The 13,598-nt window shown below is 61.3% G+C and carries 11 protein-coding genes, 1 tRNA gene and 2 rRNA genes (1 of these 14 cut by a window edge); 10 read left to right on the top strand and 4 right to left on the bottom strand.

The genetic code is table 11. From position 1 onward, the window contains the following. The first annotated feature begins 1 nt into the window (after window position 1). Genes AC56QP_RS22885 through AC56QP_RS22875 form a run of 3 tightly spaced genes read left to right on the top strand, consistent with a single transcriptional unit; the run spans window position 2 to window position 2,565 of the window. Window positions 2-868, top strand: a complete 867-nt coding sequence (locus tag AC56QP_RS22885; protein WP_489863381.1) for a hypothetical protein — start codon at window positions 2-4, stop codon at window positions 866-868. After that, entirely contained in the window at window positions 868-1,791 is a 924-nt protein-coding gene (locus tag AC56QP_RS22880; protein WP_489863382.1) for a 3-hydroxyacyl-CoA dehydrogenase NAD-binding domain-containing protein, read from the top strand. The genes AC56QP_RS22885 and AC56QP_RS22880 overlap by 1 nt, the downstream gene beginning before the upstream one ends. Window positions 1,792-1,815: 24 nt before the next feature. After that, a complete protein-coding gene (locus tag AC56QP_RS22875; protein WP_489863383.1) occupies window positions 1,816-2,565 on the top strand; it encodes an SDR family oxidoreductase in 750 nt (249 codons plus the stop codon). A gap of 28 nt (window positions 2,566-2,593) precedes the next feature. Here AC56QP_RS22875 and AC56QP_RS22870 read toward each other — a convergent pair whose 3' ends face one another. Then, a complete protein-coding gene (locus AC56QP_RS22870; RefSeq protein WP_489863384.1) occupies window positions 2,594-3,346 on the bottom strand; it encodes a pyrroline-5-carboxylate reductase family protein in 753 nt (250 codons plus the stop codon). Between the two features lie 110 nt (window positions 3,347-3,456). On the opposite strand from AC56QP_RS22870, the gene AC56QP_RS22865 reads away from it, so the two are divergent. The 7 genes from AC56QP_RS22865 (at window position 3,457) to AC56QP_RS22835 (ending at window position 10,338) form a co-directional block, all read left to right on the top strand. After that, entirely contained in the window at window positions 3,457-4,230 is a 774-nt protein-coding gene (locus AC56QP_RS22865; protein WP_091583545.1) for a GntR family transcriptional regulator, read from the top strand. A gap of 140 nt (window positions 4,231-4,370) precedes the next feature. Further along, the gene (locus tag AC56QP_RS22860; protein ID WP_489863385.1) at window positions 4,371-5,483 is read left to right on the top strand and encodes a branched-chain amino acid ABC transporter substrate-binding protein; all 1,113 of its coding nucleotides are present in this window, start codon (window positions 4,371-4,373) and stop codon (window positions 5,481-5,483) included. A 127-nt stretch (window positions 5,484-5,610) separates the two neighbouring features. Next, on the top strand, window positions 5,611-6,561 hold the full coding sequence (locus AC56QP_RS22855; RefSeq protein WP_244529853.1) for a branched-chain amino acid ABC transporter permease: 951 nt from the start codon (window positions 5,611-5,613) through the stop codon (window positions 6,559-6,561). Further along, on the top strand, window positions 6,561-7,556 hold the full coding sequence (locus AC56QP_RS22850; protein WP_489863537.1) for a branched-chain amino acid ABC transporter permease: 996 nt from the start codon (window positions 6,561-6,563) through the stop codon (window positions 7,554-7,556). The genes AC56QP_RS22855 and AC56QP_RS22850 overlap by 1 nt, the downstream gene beginning before the upstream one ends. Then, window positions 7,553-8,383 (top strand): ABC transporter ATP-binding protein, encoded by an 831-nt coding sequence (locus tag AC56QP_RS22845; RefSeq protein WP_489863386.1) that lies wholly within the window; start codon window positions 7,553-7,555, stop codon window positions 8,381-8,383. Before AC56QP_RS22850 ends, AC56QP_RS22845 begins: the two co-directional genes overlap by 4 nt. After that, window positions 8,307-9,056 carry an ABC transporter ATP-binding protein gene (locus tag AC56QP_RS22840; protein WP_489863387.1) on the top strand — a complete coding sequence of 250 codons (750 nt, stop codon included), beginning with the start codon at window positions 8,307-8,309 and terminating at the stop codon, window positions 9,054-9,056. Before AC56QP_RS22845 ends, AC56QP_RS22840 begins: the two co-directional genes overlap by 77 nt. Then, complete coding sequence (locus AC56QP_RS22835) at window positions 9,049-10,338, top strand: NAD(P)/FAD-dependent oxidoreductase (protein WP_489863388.1); 1,290 nt, start codon at window positions 9,049-9,051, stop codon at window positions 10,336-10,338. Before AC56QP_RS22840 ends, AC56QP_RS22835 begins: the two co-directional genes overlap by 8 nt. A 338-nt stretch (window positions 10,339-10,676) precedes the next feature. Here AC56QP_RS22835 and AC56QP_RS22830 read toward each other — a convergent pair. From AC56QP_RS22830 to AC56QP_RS22820, 3 genes are all read right to left on the bottom strand, one after another. Then, a tRNA-Met gene (locus AC56QP_RS22830) sits at window positions 10,677-10,753 on the bottom strand. Between the two features lie 160 nt (window positions 10,754-10,913). After that, window positions 10,914-11,028, bottom strand: a 5S ribosomal RNA gene (rrf, locus tag AC56QP_RS22825). 154 nt (window positions 11,029-11,182) lie between these two features. Next, a 23S ribosomal RNA gene (locus tag AC56QP_RS22820) occupies window positions 11,183-13,598 on the bottom strand (it continues 394 nt past the right edge of the window).

Raw genomic sequence — 13,598 nt, 5'->3', positions numbered from 1 at the left:
GATGGACCTGATTTTCTCTGCCGAGGGACGCAGCTGGCCGCTGCGCCTCACCGGCGATGCCGAGCGCACCCGCTATGCACTGCTTTCGGTCCTGCCCATGCGCCTGCAGCTCCATACCCCTAAGATCGCCGGCAGCCATATCTATTGGCATGCCCCCTTTGTCGAGGATCTGGAGGGGGCGACGCATGTGCTTGCCGCCGCCGCCGGCGCCTTCATCTACTGGCCGGTGCGGCAATTCCTCGAAATCACCTTCGCGCCGCTCCAGGCGGAAAATGCCGAGATCACCGTTCTCGGCCACCTCGACGCGCCGGTGGAAGGCATTGCCGAGCTTGCCGCGACACTGAAACGCGACCAGGGCCGCCGCATCCTGGAAGGCACACTCGGCCGAGCCGATGGCGGCGTGCCGGAGCCATCGGCACCACCGCTACTGCCGCAGGACATCATCGCCGCGCGCAAGGCACTGTGGGCGGCATGTCCCACCGACATCAGCCGGGTCACCGCGTCCCGCGCCATCATGCACCCTGCGGGTCCTGTCTTCATGGCGGAGTCGGAAGCGCGGGTGCTGCACGAGTTCCTGTGGTGGATACGCGCGGCGCGCGGCAAGGACGAGGCCGTGCGACGCCAGACGGCCGCGCTGGCGCTCGACAAGACCGCGACCCGCCTGCGCGACTTCTGCCACATGGACGAAACGCCCGCGCTGCTTTTCCGGCTCGAGGCGGCGATGGGCGACGGCTATCCTTTCCATGCCCTGATCGATGAGGCGATCCTGGTTGCCGGACGGATCGGCGCCTGGCTCGATCTTCTCATCCCGTGGAACGACCTCAACGAGGCCTTCCGCGCCGCGCTTGACGGAAGGAGGGCCGGGTAGTGGAAAAGCTGACCATCGGCATTGTCGGTTTCGGCGTGATCGGGCAGCGCTGGACGGCTTGCTTTGCCCATGCCGGCCACAAGGTGCGCGTGTTCGACCCGACGGAGCGGCGCGAGGTAGCTTTCAGCGAGGCGCTGCCTGCACTCATGGCCGATCTCGATGCGTTGAAGGGACCCTCGTCCGCGCCCGGTGCGATCCATCTTTTCCCGACGCTGGCCGAGACGCTCCAAGGCGTCGATTTCGTGCAGGAGAACGGCCCGGAAGATCTGCCGCTCAAGCGCCGGCTGCTGGCCGAGATCGAAGGCCATGTCGGCGACGAAGTCGTCATTGCTTCCTCCTCCTCGGCCCTGCTGGTGTCCGACATGCAGGGCGAGTGCCGCCGGCCCGGCCGCATCGTGCTCGGTCATCCCTTCAACCCGGCGCATCTGATGCCGCTGGTCGAGATCGTCGGCGGCAAGGCGACCGATCCACAAGCCATCGCCCGGGCACGCGCGATCTATGAAACAATCGGCAAGAAGCCGGTGACGCTCAACCGGGAAGTGACCGGCCATATCGCCCTGCGCCTGATGGGTGCGATGTGGCGCGAGGCAATCGCGCTGGTGCGCGACGGCGTCGCCTCCGTCGAGGACGTGGATCGTGCCTTCATGTATGGGCCGGGTGCGAAATGGACCCTGCAAGGCTCGTTCATTTCCAACAGCCTCAACGCCGATGGCATTGAGGACTTCCTGCGCAAATATGGCCCGACCTATCAGGCGATCTGGGACACGCTGCTCGACGCAAAGCTCGACGACAACACGATTCGCGCGATCACGGCTTCGACAAATGCGGCGGTGGACGGACGCAGCCAGGACGACCTGAAGGCCGCGCGGGAGGTTGGCCTGGTCGGCATTCTGAAAACGGTGGCCGAACGCGGCGCGCTCTAATCGTCACGGTTCAGGAGAACGGCAATGAACTACCGTACTGCCCTCGTGACCGGTGCCTCGAAGGGCATCGGCGCGGCGATCGTCGAGAGCCTGGTCACGGAAGGATTGACCGTCCATGCGCTGGCGCGCAACCACGACGCACTGCAGGTGCTGCAGGCGCGGCTCGGACTAAGCGTCAAGCCGCTTGTCGCCGATGTACGCGACATCGAGGCGATCGCCTCTGCACTCGGTTCGACGGAAATCGATGTGCTGGTCAACAATGCCGGCGGTCTGGCAACCGTGCGTCCGCTTCATGAACAGAGCGCGGAAGAAACAGCCGAGGTGGTGGCGCTTAACCTCACCGCGCCGTTGCAGCTCATACGCTTGTTGCTGCCTGGCATGATCGCACGCAAGCATGGCCACATCTTCAACCTGACCAGCACGGCGGCCAGCGCCGTCTTTCCCGGCACGACAGCCTATGGTGCGGCCAAGGCCGGCCTTTCCCAGGCCGGCCGTATTCTGCGCTTTGATCTCGCGGGCACGGGCGTGCGGCTGACCGAGATCGCGCCTGGCCGTGTTGAAACCGACTTCTACCTGAAGGCCTTCGACGGCGACCGCGAGGGCCTGCGCAAACGCATGTACTCCCAACAGCGGCCACTCGGCCCGGCAGACATTGCCGCGGTGCTTGTCGCCGCGCTGCGGATGCCGGACCATGTCGACATCGCCGAACTGACCGTCGCGCCGAGCGAACAGGCAGCCGGCGGCCAGGTCTATCCGCCCGCGCCGCAGCGGTGAGCGCGCGTGGCGTCAGCGACGCCGCGCATCAGCCTTGCCCGGTCAATTTGTCAAGCACCGCCGCGCAAGCTTCCTCCCAGGCTGCTGGCACGCCGCGTGCCGAAAGAACCTGCAGGCCCCGCTCGGTGATGCCACCCGGTGTCACCAGCTCTTCGAGCATCTGGTCCATCGGTTCGCTCTTGTCCGCGATCAACTGCCCGGCCGCCACGAAGGTCAAGGCCGCCAGCCGGCGGGCGATTGCCGGATCGAGACCTTCGGCACTCGACCATTCGGCCGTCTTGCGGATCAGATCCTGCGCCCAACCATAGACGGCGGCGATGACCGTCGCCACTTCGAAGTCCGCTTCGCTGGCGAGAGCAATCGCGGGGCCGAGCCGGTCGAGAACTGCCCGCGCCCGCTCAAGGTCGGGGAAATAGACTGTCGGACTGGCGGCAATCTCGGAGGCGGTGAATGGCATGGCGCGCACAGTGCGCGCGGGCGCGACCTCAAGCCGTGACAGCGGCACGCCGGCGCACACCGAAACCACAAGTTGCCCCTCTCGCCAGGGCAGGCCCATGACCGTCTCCGGCGCTTGAGCCGGCCGTACGGCGACAATCACGACATCGGCCCGCTCGACGAGATCGCGATTGTCGGTCGCCAGCCGAAAGCCATGCTGGGCGGCAAGCGCGGCGGCCTTGCCGCGCGGAGACAACAGGATTGTTTCAGGGTCGAGCCCGGAACGCAGGAAACCAGCCAGCATGGACGCCGCCAGATGCCCGACGCCAAGAATGCCTATGATCATCGTTGTCTCCCCGGTTGCAACCTGCGGCTTGCCATTCCCGTGAAGTTGGGAAAGAAAGAGGCACCATAAAGTGTCGACACAGCCTGCAGACAAATCAGATTGGAATCTTCATGACCGAACGAGCCGAGACCAGCGCCGACAGCGACCCGTCCCTTGCGAATGAGGCCGAGACGCGCCGCAGCGCCGACAGCAGCGAGCGCGCTTACACCACCATCCGCAAGCTTCTGGTCGAGTTCAAGCTGAAGCCTGGCGAACGCATCAACGAAGTCCAGCTTTCGCGCAGCCTCGGCGTGTCGCGCACGCCAATCCGCGAGGCGCTGAACCGGCTCGCTTCCGAGGGCTTCGTTTCGCTCACACCCAATCGCGGCTTTTTCGTCAGGAGCCTCAGCACCGAGGGTCTGCTCGACCTTTACGAACTGCGCTCCATCATTGAATCGGCGGCTTTCAAGCTGATGTGCGAGCGCGCGGAAGACAGCGAGATCGACCGTTTGCGGCAGTATTGGGAGGCGATCGTCGATGGCTATCGCGACCAGCCCCCGGACATCATCCTGGCCGAGGACGAAGGTTTTCATCTGCTCATCGCCGAACTGTCCGGAAATCCGGAACTTGTCGGCCAGCTCGCCTCCATCAATGCGCGCATCCGCTTCATCCGCCGCATCCAGATCGAGCACCCCTCGCATGACAAGGCGCAGATCACCTCTCACTCGGCGATCGTCGAAGCCGCCGTCAAGCGGGATGCCGAGAACGGCGCGAAACTGTTGCGCGAACATATCGAAATGACCGTCTCCGCGACGCAGCAGGCGCTCAAGGACGCCCTGCTCAAGGTTTTCGCGCCCGACAACGGCGCCGACCTGAAGCGCCGGCGAAGGGCTCGCGACGCATAATCGATATCTGAGCACAAAATTGAACGCAATAGTGTCGACACTTTCTTGACGACGGTCTCTTTGTCTGCTTCGATGGGTTCCAAGGGAGAGAAGACCGGAACGGCCGCTCCTGTCGTGACCAGTAGCCAAGGGGAACCATCATGAGGAAATTTACCGCCACGCTCCTTCTCGGAGCATCGCTGTTCGCAGGCCCGGCCATGGCTGAGCAGACCACGATTGGTCTCTCCGCTCCACTCTCTGGCCCGCAGGCCTATTTCGGCACCACATGGCATAACGGCTTCAAGCTCTATATCGACAAGCTGAACGCCGAAGGCGGGGTCAATGGCGTGACCATTGCCTATGAACAGGAAGACGACAAGGCGGATCCGCGCGAGGGAACGCTCGTTGCGCAGAAGTTCTGTGACAATGCCCAGGTGGTGCTTGGCCTTGTCAACTTCAATTCCGGCGTCGCCCAGTCCACCCTGCCGATCTACGAGGATTGCTCGCTGCCGACGATGACCTTCGGCTCCAACCCTTCGCTGACCAAGCAGGGCTACAAGTTCATGGTGCGTCCGGTCGCTAACGATCTGGCGGGCGCGCTGCTGCCGGCTGAATACGCGCTTGGCAAGCTTGGCGCCAAGACGGCCCTGATCGTCAACGACAAGCAGGTGTTCGGGCAGGGAATCTCCGAGATCTTCGCCAAGAACTTCCAGGATGGTGGCGGCAAGGTCCTCGACACGATTGCCGTCGCGCCGAGCGACGTGGACTTCGCCGCCGTGCTGGCGCAGATCAAGCCGAAGAAACCAGACGTGATCTATCTCGGTGCCGTCATGCCGCAGCTGGCGCTCTTTGCAAAGCAGATGCATGAGCAAGGCATCACTGCCACGCTGATCGTGCCGGACGGTGGCTATACACCGGACTTCATCAAGCAGGCTGGCGAGCCCAACGTCCAGGGCGCGCTCGTCGCCATCCAGGTGCCGCCGATGGATGCCTCACCGGCGATCGCCGATTTCGCCAAGCTCTACAAGGCCAAGTACGGCGAGGACGCCGGTCCCTACTCGATCTACGGCTATGTGCAGGGGCAGATCCTCGAACAGGTGCTCAAGACAACCAAGGGCCTGACGCGCGAGGACATCAACGCGGCGCTGCACGCGGTCAAGGTCAAGACCGCCGTGGGTGACCTGGAATTCGACGACACAGGCGAACTCAAAGTCGCCCCATCCTACCTTTACAAGGTGGAGGGCTCGGCCTTCCAGCTTGTCGGCTCAAAATAGCAGCCGGGCGCGGGAGCCGCCTGCCTTTTGAAGGCGGCTCCTCTTGCCTCTTGACGGCCGCGACTGACAAGAATGCGATGGCCGGTTCGACTGGTCGATCGGAACTCATTGCACAGGACGCCAGCCCATGCTGGGAAACCTCATTCAGCAGACGGTCAACGCGTTGACCATCGGCTCGATCTACGCGTTGATCGCGCTCGGCTACACCATGGTCTATGGCGTGTTGCGCATGATCAATTTCGCCCATGGCGAGATGTTCATGCTCGGCGCCTATGTCGCCTTTCTGGTCCTCAGCATGCTCGTTGGCGATGTCGGCATGGCGGGTGCGATCGCGCTTACCGTGGCCTTTCTCGTGGCTATCTTCCTGGTGGGCTTCATTGGCGTCGGCATTGAACGCGTCGCCTACAAGCCGTTGAGAAACTCGACCCGGCTTGCGCCGATGCTGTCGTCGCTTGGCGTTTCGCTCTCGCTGGTCACCGGAATACAGATTCTTGCCGGGCCACAGCCGGTCGCCTTTCCGAGCTTCTTCCCCGTCGTCCGTTACGAGGTGATGGGGGGCACAATCACCTCGATGCAGATCGGCATCCTGGTTGCCGCCTTCGTGTTGATGTTCGGCCTCTATTTCCTCGTCAACCGCAGCCGTATCGGCATCATCGTGCGCGCCGTGTCGGAAAGCCGCCCCACCGCGCAGCTTCTCGGCATCAACGTCAACGGCGCGATCTCCATGGTGTTCTTCGTCGGCCCGCTGCTCGGCGCGGCGGGCGGCATCCTCTATGCCAGCTATTACGGCATCATGTCGCCGTCCATGGGTGCCGTCATTGGCCTGAAGGCCTTTACCGCGGCGATCCTCGGCGGCATCGGCTCCATTCCCGGCGCCATGCTTGGCGCCTTCATCCTCGCTTTCGTCGAAGTTGGTGGAACCGCCTTGCTGCCCATCGTCACCCATGGCGTGCTGGGCACCGAATATCGCGACGTGCTCACCTTCGCCATCCTCATACTCGTGCTTCTCGTTCGTCCCGCCGGCATATTGGGCGAGGCCGTGTCCGAGGAAAGCATCGTGTACAAGAGGGAATTCTGATGTCCGTCGCCGAGACCCTCGCTTCTGTCAGGCCGCGTTCAAGCCGGGCCGTCGCGTTCCTTGTCTTTGCCATCGCCATCGCGCTGATCGCGGTGACGCCCTTCCTGCCCAACTACTACATCCGCGTCATCGACAGCCTGCTGATCTACATCCTGCTCGGCATCGGCCTGAACATCGTCATCGGCTATACCGGCTTGCTCGATCTCGGCTTCGTCGCCTTCTATGCGGTCGGTGCATACAGCTACGCACTGCTCGCCAGCCCCCAGCTCGACCTGCATTTGCCCTTCCTGCTCATTCTGCTCGTCGCCGCCTGCCTTGGCGCGATCACGGGCATTTTGCTTGGCATTCCGGTGTTGAGGCTGCGCGGCGACTATCTTGCCATCGTCACGCTCGGTTTTGGCGAGATCGTCCGCATCATCATCAACAATCTCGACTGGCTCACCGGCGGGCCGAAGGGCATAGCCCGCCTCGACAAGGCTTCGATCCTCGGCATCCAGATCGCGCGGCCCGTCGACTTCTTCTGGCTCTTGCTTGTTGTCGTGCTGCTGGCCGGACTTGTGGCCTGGCGGCTGGAGCGCTCCATCCTCGGCAAGGCCTGGGCAGCGATCCGAGAAGACCAGGACGCCGCGCGCGGTATCGGCATCAATACGACCAACGCCAAGCTTGCCGCCTTCGCCACCTCCGCGACCATCGGTTCGATCGCGGGAGCAATCTTCGGTGCCTCCCAGCGCTTCGTCAGCCCGGAAAGTTTCACGCTTCAGGAATCCGTGTTGATCGTGCTGATGATCGTGGTCGGCGGCATCGGCAACATTCTCGGCATCGTCGCCGGTGCGGCGATCCTGATCCTGCTGCCGGAAGTGCTGCGCGAATTCGCCGAATGGCGGATCCTGTTCCTCGGGCTGTTGATGATCTTCCTGATCATCGTGCGCCCTGCCGGCATCGTTCCGCGCAGCTTCGGGCCAGACAAGCTCATCCGGAGGCTGATCGGCAAATGACCCTGGTCTTTGACAGACTGCGCAAGGAATACGGCCAGGTCATCGCCATCGATGACGTGACGGCCTCTTTCGCCCCCGGGCTGATCCATGGTGTGATCGGACCCAACGGCGCCGGCAAGTCGACGCTCATCAACATGACCGCCGGCTCCTACACCGTCTCCTCCGGATCGATCGTGCTCGACGGAAAACGCCTCGACAGGCTCAAGAAATATCAGATCGCCAATTCGGGAGTCGCCCGCACGTACCAGAACATCCGTCTCTTCGACCAGATGACGGCGCTCGAAAACCTCGAGGTCTGCTTTTACCCGACCGATGTCGGCGGCACCTGGAAAGAAGTGCTGTGGCCGCCCTATGCCTCGTCCCGGCGCGACCATCGGCGCGAGAAATGCATGGAGATCTTGCGTTTCTTCGACCTGCAAGGCCATGCCGACGCGGAAGCAGGCAGCCTGCCCTATGGACGGCAGCGCATGCTGGAAATCGCCCGCGCGCTGGTTTGCAATCCGCGCGTGCTGCTGCTTGACGAGCCCGCCGCCGGGCTGAACCATCACGAGACGGCGGAATTGACCGCCAGGCTCGCCGCCCAACGCTCGCCCGACCGGATCACGATCATCGTGGAGCACGACATGGATCTGGTCATGGCGCTCTGCGACAACATCATCGTCATGCATCACGGAAAGCTGCTTTTTCAGGGCACACCCGCCGAGGTGCAGGCCAGCACCGACGTCCAACTCGCCTATCTGGGAACCGCCAATGACATCGACGACATCCGAGCCGCTGCTCAGGATCGCCGGGCTCAGCTCGGGATACGGACGCGTCGGCGTTCTTGAAGACATAAACATCGACGTCGATCCGCACGAGATCGTCGTTGTTCTCGGCCCGAATGGCGCCGGCAAGACGACGCTGCTCAACTCCATCTCCGGCGTTGCCCGTCCGACCGCCGGCAGCATCACCTTCGAAGGGCGCGACATCGCCGGCATGCGGCCGGAGCAGGTCGTGCGCCTCGGCATCACCCATTGCCCGGAAGGCCGCCAGATCTTTCAGCGGCTGACGGTGGAAGAAAACCTGGTCGCCGCCCATATCGGCCGCGGCGGCAAGAGCTTTGAAGCGCTGCGCGCCGAGGCCTTCGATCTCTTTCCGGTGCTGAAGGAGCGACGCAATGGCATGGCAAGCCGCATGTCCGGCGGCCAGCAGCAGATGCTTGCGATTGGTCGGGCGCTGATGGCCGAGCCGAAACTTCTGATGCTCGATGAACCGTCGCTCGGCCTTGCCCCGAAGATCGTTCACCAGATCTTCCGCATCATCCTCGACCTGTCGCGCAACGGCATTTCCATCCTGCTTGTCGAGCAGAACGTTCAGCTCGCGCTTGAATGCGGCGACTACGCCTATCTGCTGAACACCGGCAAGGTGAAGCTTCACGCCCCTGCACAGGAAATGGCCGAGCATTCCGCGTTGAGCGAGCACTATCTCGGCGGGGCAAACACGGACGTTCTTCATGTTTGACGTCGACTGGAAGACGCCGCATCTCTGGCGCAAGACCGCAAATCTTCGTCAGACGGCACCGGCACTCCAGGGTGACCTGAAGACTGATGTACTGATCGTCGGCGGCGGCTTCACCGGCATGGCCGCGGCACTCGGCGCGCGCGACAGCGGCGTCGACGTGATCCTCCTCGAAGGCAACGAGATCGGTTCGGCGGCGTCCGGCCGCAACAACGGCCTCGTCATCTCCCACCATTCCAAGGCATCACCTTCAGAGTTCGAGGCGGCATACGGAAAGACCGTTGGCACCCGCTACAACCGCATGGTGGCGGATGCGGCGGGTGTGGCCTTCGGCCTGATGCAGCGTTTCAACATCGATGCGCACCAGGTGCAGGAAGGCTGGATCCAGCCCGCGCACACCGAGGCGACGCTTGCCCGCACGCGCCAGTTCTACGAGGAATGGAAGGCCTTCGGCGCGAATGTCTCCAGCCTTGACCGCGCCGAAGCCACCGCACGCATCGGCAGTCCGTATCTCGGCGGCTGGATGGTTCACAATTCAGGCCATATCAATCCCTTTGCCATGACCATCGGGCTTGCGGACGCGCTGGAGCGCGAAGGCGTGACTATTTGCGAGAACTCCCGTGCAACGCGCATCGAGAAGGTGGAAGGTGGCTGGCGCGTCTTCACCGCGTCGGGAAGCGTCACCGCGCCCGAGGTCGTGCTGGCGACCAACGCGCTGACCGGCGACATATGGCCAGGGCTCAAGAAGACGCTGGTGCCGCTCAAGGTGTTCCAGGCGGCGACTAACCCGCTGCCGGAGGAGGTGCGCGCCAAAATCCTTGTCGGCAATCCGGCCGTCTCCGACATGCGCAACGACATCCGCTATTTCCACTATGACCGCGACAATCGGCTGGTCAGCGGCGGTACGCATACTTTCTGGTTTGACGAAGCCGATCGCGGCCGGACCAAGGTCTCGCGCATGCTGGGCAAGGCATTTCCGGCGTTGGGCGGCGCGCCCGAGATGGTGGAGTATTGGCACGGGACTTTCGCGGTGGTGCCTGACCGCAGGCCGCGCCTTTATCGCCTGGCGCCCGGTCTTGTGTTTGGTGGCGTCTATTCCGGCCGTGGCGTGGCACTTTCGATGTCGCTTGGCCAGGACATCGGCCGCTGGGCGGCAGGCCGGCGTACGGACGGGCAGATGCCGCTGCCGGTCACCAACATGAAACCGGTCCCGTTCCATCCGATCGCGGTGCAGGTTGCCAACCGGATGCACGCCTGGAACCGCTTGCAGGATCAAGGCTCCTAGAGCCCTTGGCCGGTCGCAAGGCAAAAAGCCTGTCGGCCTTGGCTGCCTGGTAGCGGGGACAGGATTTGTTTTTGTTTTTGTCCCGCGGCGTCGTCTGACGGCTCCTTGCGGGCTCCTGAGCCGGAGCAAATCGATGGCCACCGGTTCGATGGCCAGCGTGGGCCAGATACAAGAACAGCCCGGGCTGGGCCGGGCTGTTGTTGTATTTGGTAGCTGGGACAGGATTTGAACCTGTGACCTTCAGGTTATGGTCCGCGGGACGAGGAGCTACCTTGTCCAGCATCGGCTGCGCCGATGCGCCAGGCAACGAAGCTCGTTGGATTTTATGAGGGAAAGGTTGGTTGCGGGGACAGGATTTGAACCTGTGACCTTCAGGTTATGAGCCTGACGAGCTACCGGGCTGCTCCACCCCGCGTCAACCTTTGCAGCGATCGCTGCCTGGAAAGCATGTCGCCAAATGAAAGGGCCGCTTACGCGGCCCGGGATCCCGTTGGCGGGCCTGTTCGTAGAGAGAAGATTTCTCTTCATCCGGGGTCATTTTGATCCTGGATGTGAGTTTAACGTGCGTTTGGCAGACCTGGCAGCGACCTACTCTCCCGCGTCTTGAGACGAAGTACCATCAGCGCTGGAGCGTTTCACGGCCGAGTTCGGAATGGGATCGGGTGCAGCCGCTCCGCCATAACCACCAGGTCGGCAAAACGCACGTTATTCGAGAAGCTTTTTGAGCGAAGAGCGATGAGGGAGTAGCCAATAGGGAGATCCTATCCGGGTGCTCTCTCGGAGCTGTTCGCTGGTCTTGTTGTGCCATCCATCTGACTTTGTCAGATGGGCATAAGGAATGAGAACGATCAAGCCGATCGAACTATTAGTACCGGTAAGCTTCAAGCGTTGCCGCTCTTCCACACCCGGCCTATCAACGTGGTCGTCTTCCACGGTTCTCAGGGAATACTCGTTTTAAGGTGGGTTTCCCGCTTAGATGCCTTCAGCGGTTATCCCGTCCGGATATAGCTACCCTGCTATGCGGCTGGCGCCACAACAGGTCCACCAGAGATCCGTCCATCCCGGTCCTCTCGTACTAGGGACAGATCCTTTCAATATTCCTACACCCACGGCAGATAGGGACCGAACTGTCTCACGACGTTCTGAACCCAACTCACGTACCGCTTTAAATGGCGAACAGCCATACCCTTGGGACCTGCTCCAGCCCCAGGATGCGATGAGTCGACATCGAGGTGCCAAACAACCCCGTCGATATGGACTCTTGGGGGTCATCAGCCTGTTATCCCCGGCGTACCTTTTATCCGTTGAGCGATGGCCCTTCCACGCGGGACCACCGGATCACTATGACCGACTTTCGTCTCTGCTCGACTTGTCAGTCTCGCAGTCAGGCAGGCTTATGCCATTGCACTCAGCGAACGATTTCCGACCGTTCTGAGCCCACCATCGCGCGCCTCCGTTACTCTTTAGGAGGCGACCGCCCCAGTCAAACTACCCACCATACATTGTCCCGGACCCGGATAACGGGCCGCGGTTAGACATCCATAGTAATAAGGGTGGTATTTCAAGGGTGGCTCCACCTGAGCTGGCGCCCAGGTTTCAAAGCCTACCACCTATCCTACACATGCCACTACGAATGCCAATGTAAAGCTATAGTAAAGGTGCACGGGGTCTTTCCGTCTAACCGCAGGAACCCCGCATCTTCACGGGGAATTCAATTTCACTGAGTCTATGCTGGAGACAGCGGGGAAGTCGTTACGCCATTCGTGCAGGTCGGAACTTACCCGACAAGGAATTTCGCTACCTTAGGACCGTTATAGTTACGGCCGCCGTTTACTGGGGCTTCGATTCAGAGCTTGCACCCCTCCTCTTAACCTTCCAGCACCGGGCAGGCGTCAGACCCTATACGTCGTCTTGCGACTTCGCAGAGCCCTGTGTTTTTGATAAACAGTCGCTACCCCCTGGTCTGTGCCACCCTCCTCTACTTGCGTAGAAAAGGGTCACGCTTCTTCCGAAGTTACGCGTGCAATTTGCCGAGTTCCTTCAGCATAGTTCTCTCAAGCGCCTTGGTATACTCTACCAGACCACCAGTGTCGGTTTCGGGTACGGTTTATAAGGAGGAGCTATTTCCTGGAACCACGCAGCAGCCCGTTCAATCCGATAAGATTGGACTACCTCAATGATCCGTCACTACCTCCAAGCCCACGAATATTAACGTGGTTCCCATCGACTACGCGTTTCCGCCTCGTCTTAGGGGCCGGCTAACCCTGCTCAGATTAGCTTTAAGCAGGAACCCTTGGTCTTTCGGCGGGGGAGTCTCTCACTCCCCTTACGTTACTCATGTCAGCATTCGCACTTCTGATACCTCCACCACCCCTCACGGGTATGGCTTCATCAGCTTACAGAACGCTCCGCTACCGCTTGGCCCTTGCGGACCAAACCCTAAGCTTCGGTGTATGGCTTTAGCCCCGTTACATTTTCGGCGCAAAGACCCTTATTTAGACCAGTGAGCTGTTACGCTTTCTTTAAATGATGGCTGCTTCTAAGCCAACATCCTGGTTGTTTTGGGATCCTCACATCCTTTCCCACTTAGCCATAACTTGGGGACCTTAGCTGTAGGTCAGGGTTGTTTCCCTTTTCACGACGGACGTTAGCACCCGCCGTGTGTCTGCCGACTAGTACTCCCAGGTATTCGGAGTTTGGTTAGGTTTGGTAATCCGGTGAGGACCCCTAGCCCATCCAGTGCTCTACCCCCTGGGGTATTCGGTCGACGCTCTACCTAAATAGATTTCGCGGAGAACCAGCTATTTCCGAGTTTGATTGGCCTTTCACCCCTAGCCACAAGTCATCCCGAACTATTGCAACAGTTATGGGTTCGGTCCTCCAGTAAGTGTTACCTTACCTTCAACCTGCTCATGGCTAGATCACTCGGTTTCGGGTCTAATGCGACGAACTGAACGCCCTATTCAGACTCGCTTTCGCTGCGCCTACACCTAGCGGTTTAAGCTTGCTCGTCACACTAAGTCGCTGACCCATTATACAAAAGGTACGTGGTCACCCAGGACGAACCTTGGGCTTCCACTGTTTGTAGGCAACCGGTTTCAGGTACTCTTTCACTCCCCTTGTCGGGGTGCTTTTCACCTTTCCCTCACGGTACTAGTTCGCTATCGGTCATGCACGAGTACTTAGGCTTGGAGGGTGGTCCCCCCAATTTCAGACAGGATTTCACGTGTCCCGCCTTACTCGAGGACGATGATTTGCAT

The organism is Mesorhizobium sp. RCAM 05104 (assembly GCF_059683645.1).
The sequence above is the reverse complement of the archived record's forward strand: the minus strand, read 5'-3'. Positions and strand labels throughout refer to the sequence as shown.

Coding starts and splice junctions, on each gene's coding strand:
- AC56QP_RS22885 (WP_489863381.1), top strand. CDS start 2: ATGGACCTGATTTTCTCTGCCGAGGGACGCAGCTGGCCGCTGCGCCTC.
- AC56QP_RS22875 (WP_489863383.1), top strand. CDS start 1,816: ATGAACTACCGTACTGCCCTCGTGACCGGTGCCTCGAAGGGCATCGGC.
- AC56QP_RS22870 (WP_489863384.1), bottom strand. CDS start 3,346: ATGATCATAGGCATTCTTGGCGTCGGGCATCTGGCGGCGTCCATGCTG.
- AC56QP_RS22865 (WP_091583545.1), top strand. CDS start 3,457: ATGACCGAACGAGCCGAGACCAGCGCCGACAGCGACCCGTCCCTTGCG.
- AC56QP_RS22860 (WP_489863385.1), top strand. CDS start 4,371: ATGAGGAAATTTACCGCCACGCTCCTTCTCGGAGCATCGCTGTTCGCA.
- AC56QP_RS22855 (WP_244529853.1), top strand. CDS start 5,611: ATGCTGGGAAACCTCATTCAGCAGACGGTCAACGCGTTGACCATCGGC.
- AC56QP_RS22850 (WP_489863537.1), top strand. CDS start 6,561: ATGTCCGTCGCCGAGACCCTCGCTTCTGTCAGGCCGCGTTCAAGCCGG.
- AC56QP_RS22845 (WP_489863386.1), top strand. CDS start 7,553: ATGACCCTGGTCTTTGACAGACTGCGCAAGGAATACGGCCAGGTCATC.
- AC56QP_RS22840 (WP_489863387.1), top strand. CDS start 8,307: ATGACATCGACGACATCCGAGCCGCTGCTCAGGATCGCCGGGCTCAGC.
- AC56QP_RS22835 (WP_489863388.1), top strand. CDS start 9,049: ATGTTTGACGTCGACTGGAAGACGCCGCATCTCTGGCGCAAGACCGCA.